This is a genomic window from Acinetobacter sp. AHP123 (assembly GCF_023757925.1).
In the GTDB taxonomy this organism is placed as follows: Bacteria; Pseudomonadota; Gammaproteobacteria; order Pseudomonadales; family Moraxellaceae; genus Acinetobacter; species Acinetobacter oleivorans.
In genome coordinates this window covers 1,928,155-1,954,319 of record NZ_CP092454.1, presented here as the reverse complement: position 1 = coordinate 1,954,319, position 26,165 = coordinate 1,928,155, and the positions used below count along the sequence as shown (strand labels likewise).

Genomic DNA, 26,165 nt, shown 5'->3' with positions numbered 1-26,165 from the left:
TTGCCTATGCATATAAATTTTTCAGATCTTTTTTTAAAAATACAGAAACAGCTTGAGGATTCTCAAGCTGTCATTGACGAAAATGTACTCATTGAGTTAGTCAATGCGATTCGTCCATCCAATCCTCAAAATACGGATGAGATAAAGCAAAAAATTCAGGCTTTAATTGAAAGCCTATTACGCACACCCACAGCTCCCTTCCTGCTACAAAATTTTTTATTACGTCTAATTAATCGCTATAAACAAGTCAGCTTATATGCTGATAGCGGAATTTTGTCTTTAGATGGTTTTTGGAACCAGCTAGGTCAAAGACTCGGAGCACATTTTTTACCGTTAATCGAAGATTCAAGCCAACTCAAAATATTAATTGGTAGAATTTTCTATTTAGAAAGTGACAAAATCTGGCTCAATAATATTGATGAGGAAGATTGGGCAAATCTATTTGGGCTTATTGGACAAAGCCAAAGTAATGTAGATGAAAAGCTTGTCATTCAAAGTGAAATGATTAAAGCAATTACCGTTTTATCTTATCGTATTAGTGGAATTGGTCTTTACCCCGAATTTATTAATGCTCAACCGGAATTAACTGAATATGAATCACCATTTTTAGTTCAAAACCGTGAAATTGTTGAATTTATCGAGAAGTACAAAAAACAAGAACTTTTTGAACATGAAATTGCGGTGACTTCCCCTCCAGATGCATCACAAGCATTTGTTATGCTAGAACAGTGTCGGGATGTTGTTTTAAAAATTCGCCGTGCTACCAAAAGAATTGGGGTCAGCTTAAGTTTGACTTACTTATTGTCATTACTTGAGCAGTGCCTTGATCGCATTGAATTACTGCTTTATTTGGTTGTAGATAACACTAAAGGAAAATATGTCTCTTTAGGACATCTGATTTCCGATTTAACCAAGGCGCACTACAGTGAAAAAAGTGTCCGCTCTTTATTAAGCACAACAAGTGAACTTATTGCCTTTCAAGTGACTGAAAATGCCAGCCGAACAGGTGAGCATTATGTAAGTACCGATACCAAAGGCTTTTGGGGGATGTATAAAGCTGCTGCTGGAGCGGGTGTCATTATTGCCTGTATGGCATCTTTAAAAATTCTTGCAGCAAGAATGACAATGGCTCCACTCATGCAGGCCTTTACTTTCAGTATGAATTATTCTCTAGGATTCATTCTGATTCATGTATTGCATTTCACAGTTGCAACCAAACAACCTGCAATGACAGCTGCGGCCCTCGCAGCCACTGTGCAACAGCGTAAAGGCTCTAAAACAGCTCAAATTGCAGAGTTAGCAGCCCTGATTATTAATATTATTCGAACACAATTCATTGCTATTTTAGGCAATATTTCAATTGCGATTCCTACTGCCGCACTCATTACTTTTGCTTGGCAGTTCTATCTTGATGAGCCTTTATTAACTCATACTAAAGCAACGTATTTGTTGCACAGCTTAAACCCCTTCACTTCATTAGCAGTTCCACATGCAGCGATTGCCGGAGTGTGTTTATTTTTGTCGGGTCTCATTGCTGGATACTTCGATAATCTGGCTGTTTACCGAAAAGTCGGTCCACGCCTAAGAGCACATCGTCGCTTAGCAAACTGGTTTGGGCAAGATCGCCTTAACCGTTTTGCTGAGTATATTGAACGTAACTTAGGAGCATTAGCAGGTAACTTCTTATTCGGGATTATGTTAGGAAGTATGGGTACCATAGGGTTTATTTTAGGTTTACCTTTAGATATCCGTCATATTGCCTTTGCTTCGGCTAACTTTATTCAAGGTTTAATGACCATTAACGGTAGTCCAGACATCGGACTGATTATCGTGTCCTTTCTAGGTGTGTTATGTATTGGTCTCACTAACTTATTCGTTAGTTTCACATTAACGATTATTGTGGCTCTACGTGCACGTCGTGTTCGCTTCGAACAATGGAAACCTTTAGCCAAACTCGTTATGACCCATTTTCTGACTCGCCCAAGCGATTTTTTCTGGCCCCCAAAACAGCCGCTAGAACTTGAAGAAAATACGACTACAAATAATGGAAAAAAGATAGAACATTAAGAATTTTGCTTTGTACACAAAATGTGAATTCCGTCAATTTTGTTGTGATTGTTTTTCCAAATGTTAAAAATTTTTCAAAATGAATTTACGATGATCTATCAGGCTTGAAAAAAAGTGTACTGGCAAGTACACTTTTAACGGCTTTCAGTAGTGGACACTGCTTGAATAAGCAAAGGTATTTATATGCCCTATTTGTTGCTTTTTATTGGTTGTATTTTTTTAGGATTAGGTGTTCTTGGTCTTTTTGTACCAAGACTTCAGTCTTTGGATCTTCTCAGCGTTCAAATATTGAGTGAATATCGTTCAGATTATCTTAACTCTATTACGATCTTCCTAGCACGGATAGGCGGTATGCCTTTTGTACTTTTTTTATCCTTTCTGGTGTGTATATATCAGGCATGGTATAAAAAATATATTACTGTTATTTTCATTAGCGTGGGAGTTCTTGGCAGTATCACCATGGGTTGGCTGCTCAAGTGGTGTGTTGATCGCCCAAGACCCCCACAGGTATATCATATTGTCGAAAGTTACGGTGCATCGTTCCCAAGTGCACACAGTGTTTATGCATCAACACTGGCTTGTCTGGCAATGATAATGTTATGCCATAAGCCCAACATTAACTCTCCTTATATCATTTTGATTTCTTGCCTTTGGTTTATCTGCATGGGGCTTTCAAGAATATATGCTGGAGTTCATTTTCCAACAGATGTACTCGCCGGTTGGGGCATAGGTTTTATTTGGATTGCACTGCTTTGGCTCTGGTTATTACAAACACAAAGTAGGTTAAGTAAAAAACAAATATATTTTTAGATTTTATCTAACGAGGTGGAACAATGATGTCGGCTAAGCTTTGGGCTCCTGCCCTTACTGCTTGCGCATTAGCAACAAGTATCGCACTTGTTGGTTGTGGCAAAGGCTCCGATGAGAAACAGCAAGCTGCTGCTGCTCAGAAAATGCCGCCTGCTGAGGTAGGTGTTATTGTTGCTCAACCACAAAGTGTTGAACAAAGCGTTGAGCTTTCTGGCCGTACTTCAGCATATCAAATTTCTGAAGTTCGTCCTCAAACAAGTGGTGTAATTTTAAAACGCTTGTTTGCTGAAGGAAGTTATGTGCGTGAAGGTCAGGCTCTTTATGAACTGGACTCTCGAACAAACCGTGCAACGCTTGAAAATGCAAAAGCATCTCTTTTACAACAACAGGCAAATCTAGCTTCACTACGTACCAAGCTAAACCGTTATAAGCAACTTGTTTCGAGTAATGCTGTATCTAAACAAGAATATGACGACTTACTTGGTCAGGTTAATGTTGCTGAAGCACAAGTTTCTGCTGCGAAAGCTCAAGTAACGAATGCAAATGTAGATCTTGGTTATTCTACAATCCGCTCACCAATTTCTGGTCAGTCTGGACGTTCTTCTGTAACAGCTGGTGCTTTAGTTACGGCAAACCAAACTGATCCTTTAGTGACGATTCAACAGTTAGATCCAATCTATGTTGATATTAACCAGTCTAGTGCCGAGTTATTACGTTTACGCCAACAACTCAGCAAAGGCAGTTTAAACAACAGTAACAACACGAAAGTGAAGTTGAAGCTTGAAGATGGTTCGACTTATCCAATCGAAGGACAACTTGCTTTCTCTGATGCTTCTGTAAATCAGGATACAGGAACGATTACTTTACGTGCCGTATTCTCGAACCCGAACCATCTGTTACTTCCGGGTATGTATACAACTGCGCAGATTGTTCAAGGTGTAGTTCCAAATGCTTATCTGATCCCTCAAGCCGCAATTACGCGTTTACCGACAGGTCAAGCTGTAGCAATGCTTGTTAATGCTAAAGGCGCTGTTGAGAGTCGTCCTGTTGAAACCTCTGGTGTTCAAGGACAAAACTGGATTGTGACTAACGGTCTCAAAGCTGGTGAAAAAGTGATTGTTGATGGTGTTGCCAAAGTTAAAGAAGGGCAAGAAGTGTCAGCAAAACCTTACCAAGCTCAACCAGCGAATCCTCAAGGTGCAGCTCCAAATGCTACAAAACCGGCTCAATCAGGTAAACCTCAAGCAGAACAGAAAGCATCTAATGCATAAGGGGTAGATTGAATGGCACAATTTTTTATTCATCGCCCCATTTTTGCGTGGGTGATTGCATTAGTCATTATGTTGGCGGGTATTCTCACGCTAACTAAAATGCCTATTGCACAGTATCCGACGATTGCACCACCGACAGTTACAATTGCTGCAACTTATCCTGGTGCATCGGCTGAGACTGTTGAAAATACTGTAACCCAGATCATTGAACAACAAATGAATGGTCTAGATGGTTTACGTTATATTTCCTCTAACAGTGCGGGTAATGGTCAGGCTTCTATTCAATTAAACTTTGAACAAGGTATTGATCCGGATATTGCACAGGTTCAGGTTCAAAACAAACTGCAATCTGCAACTGCGCTTTTACCTGAAGACGTTCAACGCCAAGGTGTGACGGTTACTAAATCTGGTGCAAGCTTCTTGCAAGTTATTGCATTCTATTCACCAGACAATACCCTGTCAGACTCAGACATTAAAGATTACGTAAACTCGTCAATTAAAGAACCACTTAGCCGTGTTGCTGGTGTTGGTGAGGTACAAGTCTTTGGTGGTTCATACGCAATGCGTATCTGGCTCGACCCTGCAAAACTGACCAACTATCAGTTAACACCAAGTGATATTGCGACTGCTTTAGAAGCTCAAAACTCACAAGTTGCTGTAGGTCAGTTAGGTGGTGCACCAGCGGTTCAAGGTCAAGTGCTTAACGCAACAGTAAATGCGCAAAGCTTGTTACAGACACCTGAACAATTTAAAAATATCTTCTTAAAGAACACAGCATCAGGTGCTGAGGTTCGTTTAAAAGATGTTGCTCGTGTAGAGTTAGGTTCTGATAACTACCAGTTCGATTCGAAGTTTAATGGTAAACCTGCTGGCGGTCTCGCAATTAAAATTGCAACTGGTGCTAACGCACTTGACACCGCTGACGCTGTTGAACACCGTTTAGCAGAATTACGTAAGAACTATCCAACAGGCCTTGCAGATAAACTGGCTTATGACACTACTCCATTTATTCGTCTTTCAATTGAAAGTGTTGTACACACATTAATTGAAGCGGTAATTTTAGTGTTCATTGTTATGTTCTTGTTCTTGCAGAACTGGCGTGCAACGATTATTCCAACACTTGCTGTACCTGTTGTTGTATTAGGTACATTTGCTGTTATTAATATCTTTGGTTTCTCAATTAACACCTTAACCATGTTCGCTATGGTATTGGCAATTGGTCTTCTGGTCGATGACGCCATTGTTGTAGTAGAAAACGTTGAGCGTGTGATGAGTGAAGAGCATACCGATCCGGTCACGGCAACTTCACGATCGATGCAACAGATTTCTGGTGCGTTAATTGGTATCACAAGCGTATTGACAGCGGTATTCGTACCAATGGCATTCTTTGGTGGTACAACAGGTGTAATTTACCGTCAATTCTCGATTACCCTTGTAACAGCAATGGTTCTATCGTTAATTGTAGCGTTAACTTTCACCCCTGCACTTTGTGCAACCATTTTAAAACAGCATGATCCTAACAAAGAACCAAGCAATAATATTTTTGCTCGTTTCTTCAGAGGATTTAACAACGGTTTTGACCGCATGTCGCATAGCTACCAAAATGGTGTTAGCCGCATGCTTAAAGGCAAAATCTTCTCTGGCGTACTTTACGCTGTAGTGATTGGCCTACTCGTGTTCTTGTTCCAGAAACTCCCATCTTCATTCTTACCAGAAGAAGATCAGGGTGTGGTTATGACACTTGTTCAATTACCACCAAACGCAACGCTTGACCGTACAGGTAAAGTGATTGACACCATGACAAACTTCTTCATGAATGAAAAAGATACTGTGGAATCTATTTTCACCGTTTCGGGCTTCTCATTCACGGGTGTTGGTCAAAATGCTGGTATTGGCTTCGTTAAGTTGAAAGACTGGAGTGAACGTACTTCACCAGAGTCTCAAATCGGTGCTTTAATTCAGCGCGGTATGGCATTAAACATGATCGTCAAAGACGCATCTTACATCATGCCATTACAGCTTCCTGCAATGCCTGAACTTGGTGTAACAGCTGGATTTAACTTGCAACTTAAAGATTCAAGTGGTCAAGGCCATGAGAAACTTATTGCAGCACGTAATACGATCTTAGGTTTGGCTTCACAAGATAAACGTCTTGTAGGGGTACGTCCTAATGGTCAAGAAGATACACCTCAGTATCAAATTGATGTAGATCAGGCTCAAGCTGGTGCTATGGGCGTTAGCATTGCTGACATTAACAACACTATGCGTATTGCATGGGGTGGCTCATACATTAACGACTTCGTTGACCGTGGTCGTGTGAAAAAAGTTTATGTTCAAGGTGATTCGGATAGCCGTATGATGCCTGAAGACTTAAACAAGTGGTATGTACGTAATAGCAAAGGCGAAATGGTACCGTTCTCTGCATTTGCTACAGGCAAATGGACATATGGTTCTCCTCGTCTTGAACGTTATAACGGCGTGTCATCGGTTAACATTCAAGGTACACCTGCACCTGGCGTGAGCTCTGGTGACTCTATGAAAGCCATGGAAGAAATTATTGCTAAGTTACCATCTATGGGCTTACAAGGTTTCGACTATGAATGGACAGGTTTATCACTTGAAGAACGTGAGTCTGGTGCTCAAGCTCCATTCTTATATGCGCTTTCATTGTTAATCGTTTTCCTTTGCTTAGCAGCATTGTACGAAAGCTGGTCTATTCCGTTCTCGGTTTTACTTGTAGTACCACTTGGTATTATTGGTGCAATCGTATTGACGTACTTGGGTATGATTATTAAAGGAGATCCAAATCTCTCAAATAACATTTACTTCCAGGTAGCGATGATCGCGGTCATTGGTCTTTCTGCAAAAAATGCGATCTTGATTGTTGAGTTCGCAAAAGAGTTGCAGGAAAAAGGTGAAGATCTACTTGAGGCAACTTTACATGCTTCAAAAATGCGTTTACGTCCAATTATCATGACTACCCTTGCCTTCGGTTTCGGTGTACTTCCACTTGCCCTTTCAACAGGTGCTGGTGCAGGAAGTCAGCACTCAGTCGGTTTCGGTGTACTCGGTGGCGTACTCAGTGCAACGTTCTTAGGTATCTTCTTTATCCCTGTATTCTATGTGTGGATTCGTAGTATCTTTAAGTACAAACCAAAAACCATAAACACTCAGGAGCATAAATCGTGATGCAAAAAGTATGGTCTATTTCAGGTCGTAGCATTGCGGTATCTGCACTTGCGCTTGCTTTGTCAGCTTGTCAAAGCATGCGCGGCCCAGAACCAGTCGTGAAAACCGATATTCCAGAAAGCTATGCATATAACAGCGCTTCTGGTACGTCTATTGCTGAACAGGGTTACAAACAGTTCTTTGCTGACTCTCGTTTGCTCGGAGTGATTGATTTGGCGCTTGCCAACAACCGCGACTTACGTACAGCAACGCTCAATATTGAACGTGCCCAACAGCAATATCGAATTACGCAAAACAACCAGCTTCCAACAATCGGAGCAAGTGGTAGTGCAATTCGTCAGGTTTCTCAAAGCCGTGATCCGAATAACCCCTACTCTACTTATCAAGTAGGTTTGGGTGTAACTGCCTATGAACTCGATTTTTGGGGCCGTGTACGTAGCTTAAAAGATGCTGCACTAGATAGTTATCTTTCAACGCAAAGTGCACGTGATTCGACTCAAATCAGTCTGATCAGCCAAGTTGCTCAAGCATGGTTAAACTATTCTTTCGCAACAGCGAATTTAAGACTTGCAGAGCAAACGCTTAAAGCACAACAAGACTCTTACAATCTCAACAAAAAACGTTTTGATGTGGGCATCGACAGTGAAGTTCCACTACGTCAGGCACAGATTTCTGTAGAAACTGCGCGTAATGATGTAGCGAACTACAAAACACAGATTGCTCAAGCACAAAACTTGTTGAACTTGTTAGTGGGCCAATCAGTTCCACAAAACTTGTTGCCAAACCAACCTGTAAAACGCATTACTCAACAAAATGTATATACAGCTGGTTTACCAAGTGACTTGCTTAACAACCGTCCAGATGTAAAAGCTGCCGAATATAACTTAAGCGCTGCTGGTGCGAATATTGGTGCTGCAAAAGCACGTTTATTCCCAACAATTAGCTTAACAGGTTCTGCAGGTTATGCATCAACTGACTTAAGTGATCTATTTAAGTCTGGTGGTTTTGTTTGGTCAATTGGTCCAAGCTTAGACTTACCAATCTTTGACTGGGGTACACGTAAAGCCAATGTAAAAATTTCTGAAACCGATCAGAAAATTGCATTGTCTGATTATGAAAAATCAGTTCAGTCTGCGTTCCGCGAAGTTAATGATGCGCTTGCAACTCGTGCCAATATTGGTGAGCGTTTAACAGCTCAACAACGTCTAGTAGAAGCAACTAATCGCAACTACACACTGTCAAATGCCCGCTTCCGTGCTGGTATTGACAGTTACTTGACAGTTCTTGATGCACAGCGTTCATCTTATTCAGCAGAACAAGGTTTATTGTTGCTTCAACAAGCTAACTTAAATAACCAAATCGAGTTATATAAAACTCTAGGCGGTGGTTTAAAAGCAAATACTTCAGATACAGTGGTTAATCAACCATCAAGTGCTGAACTTAAAAAGCAATAAGTTTTAAATAACTTAATTTATAAAAGCTCACTTCGGTGGGCTTTTTTATTGCATCTGATGTGAATATTTTTTATCTTGAAACCTTAAGAATTTAGATTGATAAAAAACAATGTTACTAAGTAATTTAGAAAGTGTTCCGGGCCACCAGATTGTAAAGCAACTTGATGTTGTTTATGGAAGTACCGTCCGTAGTAAGCATGTTGGCCGTGATTTGATGGCAAGTTTAAAAAATATTGTAGGTGGTGAACTTACAGGCTATACCGAATTATTAGAAGAATCCCGCCAAGAAGCCATGGATCGCATGATTGCCAAAGCTCAGCAACTTGGTGCGAATGCAATTGTTGGTATTCGGTTTTCAACTTCAAATATTGCCCAAGGTGCTTCTGAATTATTCGTATATGGTACGGCTGTGGTTGTTCAACCTCAAGCGCCCCATCTACCAGATCCATTTAGTGCATAGGTAGAAAATGGACAATCTTATTTTTCAGCTTGTTATTTTTCTGATTCTTTTCAGTATTGGTTGGGGTTTTGGCCGCCATATTGAACAAAAACATTTGAAAGAACTTCAAGAAAAAGAACAGCAATTTGCCCATATCAGAATTAATACCAATCGTTTTGCAACGAGTGATCAGCTAGGTCATTTGATTAGTAGTAATGTCGTGATTTCTCATGACTACTTTAAATATGTATTGGCATCCATTAAGAATGTTTTGGGCGGAAGACTTACCAGTTATGAAAGTGTAGTTGAGCGTGCTCGCCGTGAAGCCATTGTTCGCTTAAAACAACAAGCCCATAACGCAGGAGCTAACCATATTATGGGAGTTCGGCTGAGTACAACCGAACTTGGTATGCAAGGTGGCATGGTTGAAGTATTTGCTTATGGTACAGCAGTAAAAGACTAGCACTGCCCCATAGCAGAAAAATGAATGCGCGGATTGCCAATATTTTTAGTTAAGTGTTGGCAAATTCCGGTAATTTTCCAACTCTCTTGTTGTTTTGCCAAAGTAAAATAATAACGACCAAACGAATGAAAATAATCATTTTCCGAAAAACGATAAATTTGATAATTACATTCTAACCATGCTTGATCTTGTTCAATACGGATAAGTGGATTACTTAAGTTATGCTGTAGGCGTAAATGCGATAAAGCTTGTTGCCGAGAACCTTTATATTCATGACAAGACACGACACATAAAGGCTCTCCCCTAAACTGGAAATAGTCCACCTCAAGTTGATCTGCCAATAACTCATCAAAAGCGTCCCAATTTTTCTGGTCAAAGACCAATTGAAAACGCGTAATGACGTCTAAAATACGGTGATAATCTTGATCCATGGTGAACCTTCTATGCGGGTTTTTCCATCAATTTAGCACGGCGAAATCACTTTTTTATTTTACTTTTGTTTTCCGAATCATTTTATAAAGAAGTTTTGGTGACATCCGAGAAACCATCACACCCAGTTTTTCTTTTGCTCCACCCACAACAATATATTCTTGACCCTGCATTAATGCTTTTACGGATTGCTCTGCAAATACATCTGCCTCTAAACCATTCTCGATAGCCTCATCTTGATGACCTTGAGGTTGCCCAGCACCATTTAGCGCATTGAACGAAACGTTAGTTTTTACAAAGCCTGGGAAAATAACTGAAACTTCAACACCTTGATCTGAGACTTCAGCACGTAAACTATTTGCCCACATATGAATTGCTGCCTTAGCAGCAGAGTAACTTGCACGATACTGAGTCCCTAATAAACCCGCTACACTCGACACAAATACAACTCGGCCAGACTTTTGTTTTAGCATGGTTGGCAATACAGTTTTGGTTAATGCCACTTGAGAGAAATAGTCGACTTCCATAATGGCCCGTTCAGTTGCCATTGTCGTATCTTTAATTAAAGCACGTTGGCTTAAACCTGCATTATTGATGAGCCAGTCAATTCGCCCTTTCGCTTTTAAAATCTGCTTATAAGCTTCGTTTACTTGTTTTTCATCAGTAATATCGGCAACCACCGACAAATGACGGTCAGCGTTTAACAAGCCAACCCGAACTTCTTCTAATTCTTCAAAACGACGCGAGGTCAAAATCACTTCGGCCCCTTGCAAAGCCAACTCACCTGCTAAGGCCTTACCCAGACCAGAAGATGCTCCCGTAATCCATACCACTTTATTTTGCAAAGTATCAAGTTTGGCCATGCTTTATGTTCCTATTATCTTTTTAAATTATGCTGCTTGATGCATGAAGGCCAAAAAGTGGTTGATATAATGAGTTGCTGTGGTCTGATCGACCTGTGTACCTAACTTTTCCAAACGTTTATAGCCCAAATGCGTCGTCATGTTGATTACTCCGTTAAGAGTTTTATCGACAACTAAATTAAATTTTAAACGCTTTTTAGGCTCACGTACTAGGCTTGTTACGCCTAAATCTACAATTTGTATTAATGTTTCAAAAGCTGCTGTAATACTTTGCATATTACCGTCACGAATTTGCTGCGTAAGGTTTTGAGCTTGTTGTACGAGTTGGAGGGTAACTGGATAGGTAATATAAACTTGCTGCCCCTGTTCTTTCATCAGAGACGTCATGTAATCGACTAAAGGCAAAAGACGCTCATTTCCAAAAAATGAAACTGACCACGGCATATATTTTCGAAAAGTCTCTAAAACTTGCTGAATCACTTTTTCAGACTCAGCTTGTTGTTTTGGAGACATGGTTGTACTTCCTGACTGTAAAAGCACAGAAAAAACCTGCTCAATAATTTCACAAGAAAGATCAGAGAGTACATCGCCTAAAGGTTTTGCCTGACTTTGACTTACCCCATCATGCAGTTTCTGTCGAATGATCTCAAATTGGGTATAAGTTGAATCGGAAATTTTCAAAAAAACTTCATAACTCATGAGCAACATCCTTTTTCAATTCGTTTGTAATTTTTGTGCCGTGTGTCTACACGATTAAATTGTGATCCATCCTTCATAAATCTACCGTTTTTTGAAAAAAATACAAAACCGTTTATCTGTTTTCAGCACATTAATTTCGAGGCATTTTTTTGATACAATAGGTGCAATTTTTTATGCATATTCGATCTAAGCTACTATGACTGACGCTCAAACCGCTCAAAATATTGCGACCACATACGATCCAACCGAGATCGAAAAGAAGTGGTACCAAACGTGGGAAGAACAAGGTTACTTCAAACCTTCTGGTCACGGTGAATCATTCTGTATCATGATTCCACCACCAAACGTCACTGGTAGTTTGCACATGGGCCATGGCTTTAACAATGCCATTATGGATGCCCTGACCCGTTATAACCGCATGATGGGTAAAAACACTTTATGGCAACCAGGTACAGACCATGCTGGTATTGCAACTCAAATGGTTGTTGAGCGTCAACTTGGCTTACAAGGTGTAACTCGTCACGACTTGGGTCGTGATAAGTTCATCGAAAAAGTTTGGGAATGGAAAGAACAATCTGGCGGCACGATTACTAAACAAATCCGTCGTTTAGGTTCTTCGGTAGACTGGTCACGTGAACGCTTCACGATGGACGAAGGTTTATCAAACGCAGTTAAAGAAGTATTCGTTCGTTTGCACGAAGACGGTTTAATTTACCGTGGTAAGCGTCTTGTAAACTGGGACCCTAAACTTCAAACAGCACTTTCTGACCTTGAAGTAGAAAGCAAAGAAGAAAAAGGCTCGCTTTGGCACTTTAAATATTTCTTTGAAGACAAATCAGTTAAAACTCAAGACGGCAAAGACTATTTAGTTGTTGCAACAACTCGTCCTGAAACTTTACTCGGTGATACTGCGGTTGCTGTTCACCCTGAAGACGAGCGTTATGCACACCTTGTTGGTAAAAACATCGTATTGCCAATTACTGGTCGTTTAATTCCAATCGTTGCCGATGACTACGTTGAAAAAGACTTCGGTACTGGCTGTGTAAAAATCACGCCTGCTCATGACTTCAATGACTATGACCTAGGTAAACGCAATAGCTTGCCTATCATTAATATCTTCAACAAAAACGCCGAGGTTTTAGGTGAGTTTGAATATATTGCAAAAGCTGGCGAACAAATTTCTAAAACCATTACTGCACCTGCAGACTACGCTGGTTTAGAGCGTTTTGAAGCACGTAAAAAATTAGTTGCTCAAGCTGAAGCTGAAGGCTGGTTAGATCAAATCCAACCGTATGACTTAAAAGCTCCACGTGGCGACCGTTCAGGTGTGATCATTGAGCCGTTACTGACTGACCAATGGTACGTAAAAATTGCGCCTCTTGCTGAGCCTGCAATTGAAGCAGTTCAAGATGGTCGCATTAAGTTTGTTCCAGAACAGTACAGCAACATGTACATGGCGTGGATGCGTGACATTCAAGACTGGTGTATTTCACGTCAGCTTTGGTGGGGTCACCGTATTCCAGCTTGGTACGATGCAAATGGCAACATCTATGTAGGTCGTAACCAAGAAGAAGTGCGCGCGAAAAATAACATCGCTGCTGACGTTGAACTTAAACAAGACGAAGACGTTCTTGATACATGGTTCTCATCTGCACTTTGGACATTCTCAACCTTAGGTTGGACTGGCGACGCACAAAAAGATGCAGCAAATGATTTCTTAAAAACCTTCCACCCAACAGATGTGTTGGTGACTGGTTTTGACATCATTTTCTTCTGGGTTGCCCGTATGATCATGATGACCCTACACTTCATGAAAAATGAAGATGGTTCATCGCAAGTTCCATTTAAGACTGTTTACGTTCACGGCTTGGTACGTGATGGTGAAGGTCAAAAAATGTCGAAGTCTAAAGGTAACGTACTTGACCCATTAGACTTGATTGACGGTATTGATCTAGAAAGCTTAGTTGCAAAACGTACAACTGGCCTCATGAACCCGAAAGATGCAGCGAAGATTGAAAAATCAACGCGTAAAGAGTTCCCAGAAGGTATCAATGCTTATGGTACTGACGCAGTTCGTTTCACGTTCTGTGCGCTTGCAAACACTGGTCGTGACATCAAGTTCGACTTAAAACGTGTTGAAGGCTACCGTAACTTCTGTAACAAAATCTGGAACGCGACTCGCTTCGTTCTGATGAATGTTGAAGGCCAAACTGTTGGTACTGACGCTCGCCCTGATCTTTGGGAACTTCCAGAACAATGGATTATGAGCCGTCTGCAAAAAGCTGAAGCTGCTGTACATCAAGCGTTTGCAACGTATCGTTTAGACCTTGCTGCTCAAGCGATTTACGACTTTATCTGGAATGAATACTGTGACTGGTATGTTGAGTTAACTAAACCAGTTCTAAACGATGCAGAAGTTTCTGAAGAGCGTAAAGCTGAAGTACGCCGTGTATTACTTGCAGTGATGGAAGCTTCTTTACGCTTGGCTCATCCGTTAATGCCGTATTTGACAGAAGAAATCTGGCAGACTCTTGCACCAATGCTTGGTCAAGGTGGTCCAACGATTATGACTGCTCAATATCCTATTCCTGAGCAAGCAAAAATCAACGAACAAGCTGAAGCAGATATGCAATGGCTTCAAGGATTGATTGGTGCAGTACGTAACATTCGTGGTGAGTTAGGCTTAGGTAATGCGCGCTTGTTGCCAGTATTACTTCAAAATACATCTGACGCTGAACGTGAACAAATCATTCGTATTGAAGCTTTGTTCAAAGCCTTGGCTAAAGTTGAAAGCATTGAGTTCTTGAATAAAGACCAAGAGCCACCTTTGTCTTGCTCTAGCGTTGTTAGCCATGCATCGGTATTTGTACCAATGAAAGGCTTAATCGACCCTAAAGCTGAACTTGCTCGTTTGCAAAAAGACTTGGATAAAATCCAAAAGCAACACGACCAAATCGCGGGCAAACTTGCAAATGAAGGTTTTGTATCTAAAGCGCCAGCAGCGGTTGTTGAAGGTGAAAAAGCGAAGCTTGCTGAATTTGCTGCTCAGTTAGAGAAAGTTAAAGCGAATATGGAGCAAATTGCTGCGCTTTAAGCTTTTTTAGTCGAATAAACCCAGAATCTGTGCAAGCAGGTTCTGGGTTTTTCTATATTTTAAAATTACTTTTTTTGTAGAATCAGCATATGAAGATGCCATGATTTTATATAACCATTCAATAAAGGTAAATTTTCATTAATTTCTTTATGAAACAATAAATTAAACTCGCATAAAAACAAATCGGCAATATCTTGATAAGTAAATCCTATAAATTTTTCAGGTTCGCTCATAACCCATTCATCTTGAGTCCCCAATAAATCAGCTACCAGAATTCCGCCTTCAGGAAGCGCATTTATAATTCGTTTAATTACACTATAAAAATAGCTTGGCTCACAAAAGAATAGACTTGATGAGGCAATAATTAAGCTTGCAGACGGGAAATTAAAGTCTTCAAAAGATTCATGATACAAAATAAATTTAGAGTCATCTTTGAATCGCTCAGCACAGACTTTTTGTGCATCAATTGAAATATCAAAAGCATGAACATTAAATCCCTTTGAGAGTAGATAAGCAGATTCATTGCCAGCGCCACAGCCGCAATCTATAGCAACTAAAGGTAAATTAGGAAAATGTCCTAAAGCCCTCTCTAAAATAGGTCTATGTTTAAGTTCTTTTGATAATTGAATAAATTTTTCATTCATAAATCCGATCTTTTAATTTTTATAATTTTCACACTATATTTTATAAAGAATATAACCTCAACGATTTCTTATTTTTAGAAGCTACCGACCAAGTCACGGGCCAACTTGCAAATGAAGGCTTTGTGTCTAAAGCCCTATCAGGAGTTATTAAGGATGAAAAAGCAAAGCTTGCTGAGTTTATTGCTCAGTTAAGAAAGTTAAAGCGAATACGGAGCAGATTGTTGCACTTTAATCTTTATAGCATCCAATTTAATCTGTAATATAAAAGGCTGATTTATCAGACCTTTATATTCATAGATAAAAAATAATGAATACAACCAATCATCAACCCCAGCTCAAAATAGTCAATTCTGAAAAACAATTGACGAAATATTTCCCTCTAAGCCTGTCACCACAATGGCTACAAAACTTGCTTAAAGCTATTCTTATTCTTTTTTTAGTTTTAGCAGTCTGGAAAAAAATTGATAATCAAATATTTATTATTATTCTTTATACTTTGTGTGCTATTGGGCTATTATCTTCTACTCTATTTCTTTATTTTGATTATCAAAAACAAAAAAAGTTACGCCAAGAAGCCCAAATTAAAAAATATCTTTTAACATATGGTGTTGTCAAAAAAATCCAACATTGGAATAAGAAAAAGTTTTCCCTCATTATTACAATAGAATATCAGGATATAAGTAATAGAACGTTAGAGAAAGATTTTAAAATTAATTATCCTCAAATCAATCTCAGTAAAACCAATCTCGTACCTCATCAATTAATCGGGCAAGAAGTTAAACTTTATTTATTACCGCATTCTTATACTTTACTGCTAATTGAAGTAATCAACTCCCAACCGCATAATGTACTGATTGAATTCAAACAAGCAAGAACTAATCCAAAAATCCCTGTTGGTTTATGTAATATGTATGGTTTAACAAACTCAAATTTTCTTTATTTCAATGCAGTTGAAAAAATAAAAATTTTACGTAATTCTGATAATCAGTTTCTCGAAATTCATTTTCAACAAGTTGAATTTAATAATTTTATTTTATCTGAATCCATACAAAATTTTTATGTTGCAGAACAGAAATTTTTAGATTTCTTCGCTATTGATCAAAACTATTATCAGGAACTTAAAAATACAACTTTGGCTCATTCACATACAGTTTGGCAATCTCCTAGACCTATTTTAAACCAAGCACAGCGTAAATCTAAAATTAAACAAATAGAGAAAAAATATATTACTTTATTTCTTTATATTTTAATTAGTTTACTTGGGTGTAGTCTTATATTCTTTTTTCTTTCAGAGTTTTTAGCTATTATTATATTCTGCATTATAGTTATTCTGTTTGGTTTTATATTAAGAAAATGTATTAACTTAATACAATCACCTGATGTTGCCCTCTTTATAAAAACTCATGATTTATATAAATAAATATTTTAGTCTTTTTATAGAATAAATATGTTTATCTAACCTATTGGAAGAGAGTACTTCGAATTTCATTTCTTATTCGATATATTCCCTCTTCCAAAGGAAGAGGCAAAAAAGCTTTAAAGCACTCCATGTCCCAACAACATCTCAACCCCACTCACCTTTTTCATATGCTTTAAACGTTCCTTTTCCAACTTCAACTGTTGCTTTAGCTCAACACAATCAGCATCTACAGCTTTATAAACATCACTAATGTGTACATGCTCTGCTTTTACATTCTTGGCTAACTGAAAAGAGTCCAAAATTTCAGCCATTTGACTTTCAAGCTGCTGACTTTGTGCATCCAAAGCCAGTTTATAAAACCTCAACTGCTCCGCAGATAGTTCTTTAGCGCCTAGCCCTTTATTCTGTTCAAGCTGTAACTGGAGTTTGAGTAAATAAAACAAATCTTGCTTTTCATAGGCCTGACTTGCCTGTTGAAACAATTCAGTTTTTTCTTCTTTTTTTGTTTCATCTTGCTCACGGTCTGGATGAATCATCGCAGCAATTTTTAAATAAACTGTTTTTAACGACTGCGTTGCCATCTGCTCGACTTGTTCACGTTTCTGTTGTTGTCTTTGCTGCTTGGCTTGTTCCCGCGCTTGTTGTTGCTCAGCAGCATATTGTTCAAAGTCTTCTTCAAACTCTGAACCTTGATCAACGCTTTCTTCATATTCAGATTTTATTGACTGAGCTTTTTTATTCTTCCTTGCTGACTCTCGTGTATGTTGCTCATAAAAGGTATCGATTTGCTTCACTAACTCTAACTGCTCAGCAGATAGGATTTTGGAGCGCTTCAACATTTGTGCAAGCTGGGCAATTTTTTCATCTAGTTGTTGTATGTCTGCTTTGGAAAACTCATGGCTATGCAGCATATTCCAAAGTTGCTCTAGCTGCTGAAATAGCACTTCATGCAAATCGTTATACAGGGGCATCAGTTTTTGTCGTATGTGCTGTTGAATCTCGGCTTGTGCATTTTGCCATGTGCTCAGGCTAACTTTTTGCTGTTCTATTTTATCAATCAGGCGATTCAGTTTTTTCTGCTGTGCAGACGGTTCAGACCTTTGCTGCAAGCTCACTTTGAGATCAAAGGACATACTCATCCACCTGAAAAAGAAAAAAGTGTAGCAATAATCAGATGAGGAAGGTAGCAAAGCATTCTTTAAGCCAGAATCAGCCTACTCATTTTTAGAAAATAGAATACGACTTATCTAAGTTATAACCTAAGAAATCCACCAAATCACTAATGGTAAAGTCACGGCAGCACATAGAGTTTGAAAGCTAATCACGGCTGCCATAAGCTGACTATCGCCACCCAAAACTTTAGTTAAAATATATGATGCGGAAGCAGTCGGTAGCGCAAAGAAAATGACTAAAATTTGTGTTTGTAAGCTTGGTAAACTAAACCACATGCAGACCGCGTAAGCCAAGGCAGGTACTGCTAAAAGCCGAGCAAACGTGTCTGCTGCCAATACCACAATGTCTTTTTTAATTTGCATAAACTGTAAAGCTGCACCCACACATAACAAACCTAGTGGCAAACTCGACACTGCAAAAAGCTTAATAAACTGGGTAAAGCCTTCCCAAATTGGGATATGAAGTGCATTGACTGCTGCCCCGACTACACATGATGCAATTAAAGGGTTTTTAAGGAGTGCAATCAAAACAGGTTTAATTGCCATGTGTTCTTTAGAAGTTAAAGCAAGCACCGAAATAACGTTCACAAGTGGAATGCAAAGCGCCAATAAAATTGCCAGAATTGCCATTCCTTCACTTTTAAAAAGTGAAGTCACTAAAGCCAAACCAATATAGGTATTAAAGCGAACCATACTTTGTACATGCACACCAAAACGTGCAGGCGGTATGTGCCAAAACATTCGGAGTATGTATAAAAAGGTGGTCACTGCTAAAACCACAATCAACATTGCAATAATGGCTGTACTCAAGCTTTGTAAGTCAATTTTTGCGGTTGATAGCGTACTAAAAAGCAAAGCGGGAAATAAAATATAGTAATTAAGCTTCTCTGCCCCAGCCCAAAACTCATCGCTAAAAAAACGATATTTTTTAAATAAGTATCCCGATGCAATTAATGCAACTAAGGGAAAAAGAGATAAAACAATGCTATTCATTTCTTTACTCGAGTTTTGTGGAGGTTTGCTGTTTGGCAATAACCTTGGCTTACTCATATATTAAAGATAATGAAAACTCATGATAAAATGAGTTTTTACTCATAACAAATACAATATGACATTTACCCAGCTTGAAATTTTCGCACTCATTGCTGAACTAAAAAGCTTTACGGCTACAGCAGAAAAGCTGGGAATTTCACAGTCGGCAGTTTCCCATGCCCTTAAATCGTTAGAACAACAATGGGGCATTAACCTGATTTCAAGATCCCAGAGTGATATTGAGCTCACCACGACAGGTCAACAGCTTCTTACGCATGTAAAAGAGCTATTGAGTATTTCCAATACATTAGAAAAAGAAGTGGCTGCCATCCATGGTTTAAACGAAGGAACATTACGTATTGGCTCTTTTGGTGCTTCATCTTCTATTTATCTATTGCCTGAAATTTTAGAAGCCTTTCGGCAACGCTATCCTAAAATTGAAATTTATATTGATGAAGGCGAAGATAAAGAAGTTGCTCAGTGGTTATTGGAACGGCGCATAGAGGTTGGTTTTTTGATTATGCCAGATGAGCGTTTTGATACGTTCCCTTTAATTGAAGATCATTTTGTTGCGTTAATTCCTAGTCACTACCCGCTCGCGCAACAACTCTATATTGATCCAGCACAACTAGAAAATTGCCCTTTTATTATGACAATGGCTGGGAGTCGATATCAGGTCGAATTAATTTTAAAAAACTTTAATGTGAAACCAGACATCAAATTTTATGTGTCACAAATTTTGAGTATCGTCAGCATGGTTCACAATCAATTAGGGGTGTCTATGGTGTCTGATATGGTCATCACTAAAGAGTTACTCTCACTTTATCCAAACGTAGTTAAACGCCCTTTTAAACCAAACCTTAAACGTTCTATTGGACTGGCAGTGAAAAATAAAAAGCACATGAGTCCTGCTGTGAAAGCATTTATAGAAGTTGCTCAAGAGATTTGGTCAAATCATTAAATAATTACGAATAATTTTTAGGAATTTGATAACGAACTTTTTCAGGTCAATTTACAAGCGCATTAGATGACTTGTAACGTAAAAAGCGCCATAACTGCCCTATATTAACCAAATCAACGCACCATTTATCGCCAAAAAACACTTTTCCAATTCAAATTGGTGCACTTATTGCATATTCACTTTTATGCAATTGAGTTTGTTTCGACAAACTTAGGTTTTTAGATTCCTTAAATCTATTTTGGTGCAATTTACAGACCCAGATTTGTTCCAAAATGGAATTTAGCACTTTTTTCGAGCATGCTATGCAAAATGTAGATCTATTTTTCTTATTACTTGGTGCTGTTTTGGTTCTTGCCATGCACGCAGGTTTTGCATTCTTGGAACTTGGTACGGTTCGCCATAAAAATCAGGTGAACGCACTAAGTAAAATTCTGACTGACTTTGCCCTTTCTGCAATCGCATATTTCTTTGTTGGCTACTATATTTCTTATGGTCAACATTTCTTCCATGATGGCACAAGCCTCGCAAGTGATCATGGCTACAACCTCATGCGTTGCTTCTTTTTACTGACTTTTGCTGCGGCTATTCCTGCCATTATTTCGGGTGGTATTGCTGAACGTGCAAAAATGCGTTCACAAGCAATTGCGACACTCGCTTTAGTTGCACTGGTTTATCCATTTTTCGAAGGTATGGTCTGGAATGGTAACTACGGTCTGCAAAAATGGTTAGAAGCAACTTTTGGTGCAGCCTTTCACGACTTTGCAGGTTCGGTCGTGGTGCATGCTATGGGTGGTTGGATTGCACTTGCTGCCGTGATTTTATTGGGTGCCCGTTCTGGTCGTTATAAGAAGGATGGTCGTGTAAGTGCTCACCCACCATCTTCTATTCCATTTTTAGCGCTCGGTTCATGGATTTTAATTGTAGGTTGGTTTGGCTTTAACGTGATGAGCGCGCAACGTGTTGATGCAATTTCAGGTCTAGTTGCAATTAACTCGCTCATGGCTATGGTTGGCGGAACCATTACAGCAAATGCGATTGGAAAAAATGACCCTGGTTTCTTACACAACGGTCCACTTGCAGGCTTAGTTGCAATCTGTGCGGGTTCTGACATTGTTCATCCAGTCAGTGCGCTGGTTATTGGTGGTGCAGCTGGTGCAATGTTCGTGTATCTATTCACCTACACCCAAAACAAGCTCAAAGTGGATGATGTACTGGGTGTATGGCCTTTACACGGCGTATGCGGCGCATTTGGTGGTATTGCAGTAGGTCTATTCGGCCAAAAATGGCTTGGTGGTTTAGGCGGTGTATCTTTTGCTTCACAGCTCATTGGTACAGTACTTGCGATTGCGATTGCGCTCGCTGGGGGCTTTATTGTTTATGGCTTACTCAAAGCAACTATTGGCATTCGTTTATCTCAAGAAGATGAGTTTAGAGGTGCAGATTTATCTATTCATAAAATTTCTGCAAACTCTGAAGAAGGTATGTTCTAACTCAACAGCTGATAAGCAGGGCCAAAATGTCCTGCTTATCATTTTCTTAAAATTCCTTACTACCCAAGTTAATTAAAAATTTCTTTAAATAAATAATATATATCTATGAATCATCAATATTATTTTTTAAGCCTTAACTTTATTTCAACATTAAATTTTGTTTAGTTTAAGAACAATTTAAGTTTTATTTTATGTAATGCCTTCAACTCACACTCAAATTGATGTTGCATGGCAATGAACCAACAAAAACAATTTTTTCAACTTCATCTTATTTTTCTTGCCCTTAGTTTTTTTATACTTTTATTTATATTTCCAGTGGGTGGGAAAATTGATATGTATTTCATCCAGCCATGGATGGATTCAACGGGTCATTTCTTTAATCGGGATAATTGGTACCTTGTCAGGGTTAACCATGAAATAGTAAAACAAATCATTACCACTGTTTATGTGATCTTTTTATTTCTGTGGATTGCGTCATTTAAAGTAGAAAAATTGAAGCTTTATCGCTGGCAATATGGCTATATGTTTTTTGTGAGCATGATTGGTAGCGGTGTAGTTGGCCTATTAAAATCACAATCGGCTCACGCTTGCCCTTGGAATATGGTTCATCCGACTGCTTTAAGTTATGTGTGGGACTTTACCGCTACCCATGGTCATTGCTTTCCAGGTGGTCATGCAAGTGCAGGCTTTATTTTAATGACAGGCTTTTTTGTTTATCGCCTTGAGCAACCTAAACGTGCCTATTTTTATCTCATCGCTGGCATTATCTTAGGCTTTCTAATGGGCTGGGGACAAATGATGCGTGGCGCTCATTTCCTTAGCCACAATTTATGGACAGGCTGGGTGGTTTGGGCAGTGAATATCTTATTTTATAGAATATGTATTCACCGCTTTGAGTTTGAAAAACGAATCAAACAAGAACTTGTTTAAATCAAGTTCTTGCTTCATGAATATGTAGAGCTTTTGGCAGTTTAACTAAAACAGAGAGTCCGCCAAGCTCTAAGCTTCGATCTAGTGTCAAAGTCCCACCTAAACGCTGAGTCGCTCGGTCAACAATTGATAAACCTAAACCACTACCCACTTCAAGGTGGTGGTGTACACGATAAAAACGTTTTAAAACTTTATCGTAATGTTCAGGGTCAATCCCTGCACCGCTATCTTCAATTTGTATACACGCATCGCCATCTTTAGCAGTAAAGACTGAAATATTAATCATTCCTTCATGAGGCGTGTATTTAATTGCATTATCAATTAAGTTAAAAATAATTGAGTGTACTGTTGGCTCAACACTATGCATTTCTATAGGTTCATTACGGACAAACCCTAGGTCAATATCTTTTTGCATAGCTAAATTAACCAGCTGCTCAACACAGTTTAAAGCGACATCATTGAGTTGAAAAGTTCTGGTCGGTTCAATCACACTTAAAGAGACATCTTGCTTAGCCAAAGCCAAAAGCTGGGTAACCAAATGCTGAATACGCGCTAATCCTTTACTCAAGTTTTGCAGCGCTTCATGCTCAGGAAACTGACTGATTAAAATCTTGGTTTGTAAATTTAGAGCTGTGACAGGAGTTCGTAATTCATGAGCAGCATCTGCAATAAATTGTTTCTGCTCATTTTGAGCTTTAGAAATACGCTCAAACAAACGGTTCATTTCATCAATAGTTGGCAATAACTCTTGAGGATAGTCCGAAACTTCAATGGGAGTTAACTCTTCCGAATCGCGTTCTTTCAGCTCATTTTTAAAGTCATCTATCGGCTTTAGGCCTCGACCAATAATTGCAGCCAAAGCAAAAATCGCAAATGGCAAAATAATTAAATACGGAATAAACATACTTCCCGCAAGTTCCCAAGCAAAAGCTTCGCGAACTCGTTCTTGTTGACTGACCTGAATCTGGTAATCTTTTAAAGGCAAAACATAAGTTCGCACTACACCTTGGCTGGTTTTATGCGAATAAAAACCAGCTTGTGTAACAGGTGCAACCAACAGATGTAAACTGTGAGATAAATGAGCCTGATCCTTATAGGCCCAAATATCTAAAAACAAATCTTCTTCATGATAAGTTTTATGTAAATCAAACTTACTACTTACTGTTCTTAAAGGATACTCAGCTGTTCGTTCTGCTAAATACTGCATTTGAGTATCTAAAATTTCATCAACTTCTTGAAGTGCAACTTTATAGGCACTAAAAATTAATATACAACCTAAGATGACACTGAAAATTGAGGTGCCCCAAATCAGTCGTTTCTTTAATGAATAATGCACTTTTATAAAGTTCCAAAATTGAAGTGAGGATTACCCTAAACGGTAACCCAACCCTCGAATAGTTCGAATAAAGTCTTTTCCAAGTTTAGCTCTCAAGTGATGCACATATACTTCAATCGTATTACTGGTCACCTCACTATCGAAATCATATAACTTATCTTCAAGATTTGCTTTAGAAAAGATTTTATTTGGATGGCTCATTAAAGGAATAAGAATCGCCCATTCACGGTTCGACAAATCAATCCGCTGGCCTTTAAAGGTTGCAATATGTTGTTCAACATTTAAAACCAGATCGCCATTTTGTAAAAGTTGCTCATGATTCGCAAGCTGAGCCTCTACTCCAGTACGGCGCAATAGCGCATGAATACGGGCAAGTAACTCATCAAACTCGTATGGTTTAATTAAGTAATCATCTGCCCCGTGATTTAATCCATCTACACGGTTTTGTAACTGGTCTCGTGCCGAAATGATTAAAACTGGAGTGACAGCTCTTTGACGGATTTGCTTTAAAACTTGCATACCATCCATCATCGGCAAACCTAAGTCTAATAAAATGATATCAAACTTATTTTTGGCCAATTGAGCTAGACCATCTAAGCCATTATTGACCCACTCCACCTCAAATTGATGATATTGCAGCAACGTTATTGTTGACTCTGCAATCATAAAATCATCTTCAATCATCAAGATTTTTGTCATGTTCTAGGCTCGCTTTAATTCACATGGGCACAAGAGTGCAGCATATCCAGTTGAGGGTTGATGACCTGAGTTTTTACATCTAACAAACTTAATAAGCTTGGGAATAAATTATCCTGACTTAACTTTTGTTTCGTTTGTTGGCCTAAACAACTCACTTGTGCAAGATTGTGCTGCTTCCATTTATCAGAGAACCACATAATCATTGGTACATGTGTTTGTTGACTCGGTGCGATTGCATAAGGTGAACCATGTAAATATAAACCATGTTCGCCAGTTGATTCACCATGATCAGATAAATACCATAAACCTGTTTGATATTTCGATACTTCTTTTAAATTATTAATCATCTGACTTAACACATGATCTGTATACACAATCGTGTCATCATAACTATTTAATAACTCTGTTTGAGAACAGCCCTGTATCGCATTAGTATCACAAGTCGGTTTAAATGGTTGATATGCATCAGGTGCGCGTTTGTAATAAGCTGGGCCATGACTTCCGACTTGATGTAAAACAATTAAACGTGGACGCGTATCTTCTTTAGGAATAGTGGCTAAATACTCATTTAAGCTATCAATTAAAATATCATCAAAGCATTCGCCATCTTTACACCATTTTTGCTTTAACTTTTCTGGAATTTGATATTGCTCAACACGATCACATGCGCCTTTACAACCAGAATTATTATCAATCCAAGTCACCTGATAACCCGCACGCTTTGCAATATCAAGTAATCCTTCACGATGACTTGCTAATTGCTCATCATAGTCAACACGTGGCATGCCCGAGAACATGCATGGAACCGAAACTGCTGTTGCTGTACCACATGAACTTACCTGAGAAAAATTCAAAATATCTTGTTTAGAAAGCTCTGGATTCGTGTTTTTAGCATAACCATTGAGTGAAAAACTTTCCGCACGCGCTGTCTCACCGACAACCAGCACCATTAATTTAGGCAGGTTCTTTTGTACTGACTGAACCTGATGAGCATCTTCACCATAATGTATTAATGGTAAGTTCTTCTTAGGCGCCTTCTTATGATAATAAGACATTAAAGAAGAAATAGTGTTTTGAGGAGAAATCATGCCTTTTAAATCACGATGTTCACGAAAAATGGCTGCAAAATCCACATAATATGTAAAAAGCAAAATACCAACAATTGCAAAAGAAGCGATAATTGAACCGACTTTTTTCAACAACAAATGGGATACTTTTTCTTTTTTAAGTTTTACTTGAGTAATTAAAATAATAGGTAAAACAACGAAGAAAACTGTCCAAAGTCCAAAGCGTAATGAAACTAAATCAGAAACTTCAGATACATCCGTTTGTATCATATTTTGAATCTGATCAGGCGAGATGATTACACCTAACGTATTTACAAAATAAGAGCTAAAACCACCAATAAAGACCAGCAAAATTGCAAAAAGTTTGGCTGTCCATTTCCAGTTTAAAATTTGTAAAAGCGCATAATACGCAGCAACAACAATAAGCACTGTAGCAACTAAAAATAGAATAGCTTTTACTCCAAAATATGGAGTCAAAAGATGTACTTTGTTATAAAAACCAATATTTAAAACTGCACCTAACCAAATGGCTATAATGAAATTAAACATAAACAGTGAAATCTGTTTATTTTTTAAGGTAGAAAAAAAATTCAGCATCTTGGGGGAACTACAATCTTTTTATGATGCTTTACTGTA

General features: G+C 38.7%; 20 protein-coding genes and 2 pseudogenes. 13 read left to right on the top strand and 9 right to left on the bottom strand.

Translation table 11 applies throughout. The annotated features are described in order from the left end of the window. Window positions 1-6 precede the first annotated feature (6 nt). The 7 genes from MJX77_RS09440 to MJX77_RS09410 all read left to right on the top strand — a co-directional run bounded on the left by MJX77_RS09440 (window position 7) and on the right by MJX77_RS09410 (window position 9,693). Window positions 7-2,067 (top strand): site-specific recombinase, encoded by a 2,061-nt coding sequence (locus tag MJX77_RS09440; protein ID WP_252061282.1) that lies wholly within the window; start codon window positions 7-9, stop codon window positions 2,065-2,067. Window positions 2,068-2,250: 183 nt separating this feature from the next. Continuing rightward, window positions 2,251-2,877: a phosphatase PAP2 family protein gene (locus MJX77_RS09435; protein ID WP_004789375.1), complete on the top strand. Its 627-nt coding sequence runs from the start codon at window positions 2,251-2,253 to the stop codon at window positions 2,875-2,877. 23 nt (window positions 2,878-2,900) lie between these two features. Further along, window positions 2,901-4,148, top strand: coding sequence for a multidrug efflux RND transporter periplasmic adaptor subunit AdeI (gene adeI, locus MJX77_RS09430; protein WP_004789373.1), 1,248 nt, complete (start codon window positions 2,901-2,903; stop codon window positions 4,146-4,148). A 12-nt stretch (window positions 4,149-4,160) separates the two neighbouring features. Then, window positions 4,161-7,337, top strand: coding sequence for a multidrug efflux RND transporter permease subunit AdeJ (gene adeJ, locus MJX77_RS09425; RefSeq protein ID WP_252061281.1), 3,177 nt, complete (start codon window positions 4,161-4,163; stop codon window positions 7,335-7,337). Further along, window positions 7,337-8,791, top strand: a complete 1,455-nt coding sequence (gene adeK / locus MJX77_RS09420) for a multidrug efflux RND transporter outer membrane channel subunit AdeK (RefSeq protein ID WP_049838025.1) — start codon at window positions 7,337-7,339, stop codon at window positions 8,789-8,791. The genes adeJ and adeK overlap by 1 nt, the downstream gene beginning before the upstream one ends. A gap of 109 nt (window positions 8,792-8,900) precedes the next feature. Further along, on the top strand, window positions 8,901-9,251 hold the full coding sequence (locus MJX77_RS09415) for a YbjQ family protein (RefSeq protein WP_004789368.1): 351 nt from the start codon (window positions 8,901-8,903) through the stop codon (window positions 9,249-9,251). 7 nt (window positions 9,252-9,258) lie between these two features. After that, on the top strand, window positions 9,259-9,693 hold the full coding sequence (locus tag MJX77_RS09410; protein WP_252061280.1) for a YbjQ family protein: 435 nt from the start codon (window positions 9,259-9,261) through the stop codon (window positions 9,691-9,693). Here MJX77_RS09410 and MJX77_RS09405 read toward each other — a convergent pair. The 3 genes from MJX77_RS09405 to MJX77_RS09395 are packed head-to-tail and all read right to left on the bottom strand — an operon-like array spanning window position 9,690 to window position 11,684. Beyond that, window positions 9,690-10,124: a nuclear transport factor 2 family protein gene (locus tag MJX77_RS09405; protein WP_004789364.1), complete on the bottom strand. Its 435-nt coding sequence runs from the start codon at window positions 10,122-10,124 to the stop codon at window positions 9,690-9,692. The genes MJX77_RS09410 and MJX77_RS09405 overlap by 4 nt on opposite strands. Before the next feature lie 54 nt (window positions 10,125-10,178). Further along, window positions 10,179-10,985, bottom strand: a complete 807-nt coding sequence (locus MJX77_RS09400) for an SDR family NAD(P)-dependent oxidoreductase (RefSeq protein WP_005309982.1) — start codon at window positions 10,983-10,985, stop codon at window positions 10,179-10,181. A gap of 27 nt (window positions 10,986-11,012) precedes the next feature. Beyond that, window positions 11,013-11,684, bottom strand: a complete 672-nt coding sequence (locus MJX77_RS09395) for a hypothetical protein (RefSeq protein ID WP_252061279.1) — start codon at window positions 11,682-11,684, stop codon at window positions 11,013-11,015. 196 nt (window positions 11,685-11,880) lie between these two features. On the opposite strand from MJX77_RS09395, the gene MJX77_RS09390 reads away from it, so the two are divergent. Beyond that, window positions 11,881-14,778, top strand: coding sequence for a valine--tRNA ligase (locus MJX77_RS09390; protein ID WP_252061278.1), 2,898 nt, complete (start codon window positions 11,881-11,883; stop codon window positions 14,776-14,778). Window positions 14,779-14,843: 65 nt separating this feature from the next. On the opposite strand, the gene MJX77_RS09385 is transcribed toward MJX77_RS09390, so the two are convergent. Continuing rightward, window positions 14,844-15,422 carry a methyltransferase domain-containing protein gene (locus tag MJX77_RS09385; RefSeq protein WP_252061277.1) on the bottom strand — a complete coding sequence of 193 codons (579 nt, stop codon included), beginning with the start codon at window positions 15,420-15,422 and terminating at the stop codon, window positions 14,844-14,846. 86 nt (window positions 15,423-15,508) lie between these two features. Between MJX77_RS09385 and MJX77_RS19355 the strand changes: the two are divergent. Then, window positions 15,509-15,654: pseudogene (locus MJX77_RS19355) on the top strand (hypothetical protein); the annotation flags it as partial. Window positions 15,655-15,729: 75 nt separating this feature from the next. Beyond that, complete coding sequence (locus tag MJX77_RS09380; protein ID WP_252061276.1) at window positions 15,730-16,842, top strand: hypothetical protein; 1,113 nt, start codon at window positions 15,730-15,732, stop codon at window positions 16,840-16,842. Window positions 16,843-16,958: 116 nt separating this feature from the next. Here the strand turns inward: MJX77_RS09380 and MJX77_RS09375 are convergent, their stop codons facing one another. Further along, complete coding sequence (locus MJX77_RS09375) at window positions 16,959-17,975, bottom strand: molecular chaperone DnaJ (RefSeq protein WP_252061275.1); 1,017 nt, start codon at window positions 17,973-17,975, stop codon at window positions 16,959-16,961. Between the two features lie 126 nt (window positions 17,976-18,101). Beyond that, window positions 18,102-19,007 (bottom strand): AEC family transporter, encoded by a 906-nt coding sequence (locus tag MJX77_RS09370; RefSeq protein WP_252061274.1) that lies wholly within the window; start codon window positions 19,005-19,007, stop codon window positions 18,102-18,104. 115 nt (window positions 19,008-19,122) lie between these two features. Between MJX77_RS09370 and MJX77_RS09365 the strand changes: the two genes are divergently transcribed. The 3 genes and pseudogenes from MJX77_RS09365 (at window position 19,123) to MJX77_RS09355 (ending at window position 22,427) form a co-directional block, all read left to right on the top strand. Then, window positions 19,123-20,007, top strand: coding sequence for a LysR family transcriptional regulator (locus tag MJX77_RS09365; protein ID WP_252061273.1), 885 nt, complete (start codon window positions 19,123-19,125; stop codon window positions 20,005-20,007). A gap of 302 nt (window positions 20,008-20,309) precedes the next feature. After that, window positions 20,310-21,497 carry an ammonium transporter gene (locus MJX77_RS09360; RefSeq protein WP_016137075.1) on the top strand — a complete coding sequence of 396 codons (1,188 nt, stop codon included), beginning with the start codon at window positions 20,310-20,312 and terminating at the stop codon, window positions 21,495-21,497. 221 nt (window positions 21,498-21,718) lie between these two features. Continuing rightward, a pseudogene (locus tag MJX77_RS09355) lies at window positions 21,719-22,427 on the top strand (phosphatase PAP2 family protein). 1 nt (window position 22,428) lies between these two features. Here the strand turns inward: MJX77_RS09355 and MJX77_RS09350 are convergent. From MJX77_RS09350 to MJX77_RS09340, 3 genes are read right to left on the bottom strand one after another with little or no spacing between them, the layout of a single operon-like run. Then, window positions 22,429-23,763 (bottom strand): two-component system sensor histidine kinase PmrB, encoded by a 1,335-nt coding sequence (locus MJX77_RS09350; protein ID WP_005309951.1) that lies wholly within the window; start codon window positions 23,761-23,763, stop codon window positions 22,429-22,431. A gap of 30 nt (window positions 23,764-23,793) precedes the next feature. After that, window positions 23,794-24,462: a DNA-binding response regulator PmrA gene (locus MJX77_RS09345; RefSeq protein WP_005309947.1), complete on the bottom strand. Its 669-nt coding sequence runs from the start codon at window positions 24,460-24,462 to the stop codon at window positions 23,794-23,796. 14 nt (window positions 24,463-24,476) lie between these two features. Continuing rightward, complete coding sequence (locus MJX77_RS09340; protein ID WP_252061272.1) at window positions 24,477-26,126, bottom strand: phosphoethanolamine transferase; 1,650 nt, start codon at window positions 26,124-26,126, stop codon at window positions 24,477-24,479. Window positions 26,127-26,165 lie beyond the last annotated feature (39 nt).

What these genes read in the sequence shown, in the direction of transcription:
- MJX77_RS09440 (WP_252061282.1), top strand. Translation starts at nt 7, where the DNA reads ATGCATATAAATTTTTCAGATCTTTTTTTAAAAATACAGAAACAGCTT.
- MJX77_RS09435 (WP_004789375.1), top strand. Translation starts at nt 2,251, where the DNA reads ATGCCCTATTTGTTGCTTTTTATTGGTTGTATTTTTTTAGGATTAGGT.
- adeI (WP_004789373.1), top strand. Translation starts at nt 2,901, where the DNA reads ATGATGTCGGCTAAGCTTTGGGCTCCTGCCCTTACTGCTTGCGCATTA.
- adeJ (WP_252061281.1), top strand. Translation starts at nt 4,161, where the DNA reads ATGGCACAATTTTTTATTCATCGCCCCATTTTTGCGTGGGTGATTGCA.
- adeK (WP_049838025.1), top strand. Translation starts at nt 7,337, where the DNA reads ATGCAAAAAGTATGGTCTATTTCAGGTCGTAGCATTGCGGTATCTGCA.
- MJX77_RS09415 (WP_004789368.1), top strand. Translation starts at nt 8,901, where the DNA reads ATGTTACTAAGTAATTTAGAAAGTGTTCCGGGCCACCAGATTGTAAAG.
- MJX77_RS09410 (WP_252061280.1), top strand. Translation starts at nt 9,259, where the DNA reads ATGGACAATCTTATTTTTCAGCTTGTTATTTTTCTGATTCTTTTCAGT.
- MJX77_RS09405 (WP_004789364.1), bottom strand. Translation starts at nt 10,124, where the DNA reads ATGGATCAAGATTATCACCGTATTTTAGACGTCATTACGCGTTTTCAA.
- MJX77_RS09400 (WP_005309982.1), bottom strand. Translation starts at nt 10,985, where the DNA reads ATGGCCAAACTTGATACTTTGCAAAATAAAGTGGTATGGATTACGGGA.
- MJX77_RS09395 (WP_252061279.1), bottom strand. Translation starts at nt 11,684, where the DNA reads ATGAGTTATGAAGTTTTTTTGAAAATTTCCGATTCAACTTATACCCAA.
- MJX77_RS09390 (WP_252061278.1), top strand. Translation starts at nt 11,881, where the DNA reads ATGACTGACGCTCAAACCGCTCAAAATATTGCGACCACATACGATCCA.
- MJX77_RS09385 (WP_252061277.1), bottom strand. Translation starts at nt 15,422, where the DNA reads ATGAATGAAAAATTTATTCAATTATCAAAAGAACTTAAACATAGACCT.
- MJX77_RS09380 (WP_252061276.1), top strand. Translation starts at nt 15,730, where the DNA reads ATGAATACAACCAATCATCAACCCCAGCTCAAAATAGTCAATTCTGAA.
- MJX77_RS09375 (WP_252061275.1), bottom strand. Translation starts at nt 17,975, where the DNA reads ATGTCCTTTGATCTCAAAGTGAGCTTGCAGCAAAGGTCTGAACCGTCT.
- MJX77_RS09370 (WP_252061274.1), bottom strand. Translation starts at nt 19,007, where the DNA reads ATGAATAGCATTGTTTTATCTCTTTTTCCCTTAGTTGCATTAATTGCA.
- MJX77_RS09365 (WP_252061273.1), top strand. Translation starts at nt 19,123, where the DNA reads ATGACATTTACCCAGCTTGAAATTTTCGCACTCATTGCTGAACTAAAA.
- MJX77_RS09360 (WP_016137075.1), top strand. Translation starts at nt 20,310, where the DNA reads ATGCAAAATGTAGATCTATTTTTCTTATTACTTGGTGCTGTTTTGGTT.
- MJX77_RS09345 (WP_005309947.1), bottom strand. Translation starts at nt 24,462, where the DNA reads ATGACAAAAATCTTGATGATTGAAGATGATTTTATGATTGCAGAGTCA.
- MJX77_RS09340 (WP_252061272.1), bottom strand. Translation starts at nt 26,126, where the DNA reads ATGCTGAATTTTTTTTCTACCTTAAAAAATAAACAGATTTCACTGTTT.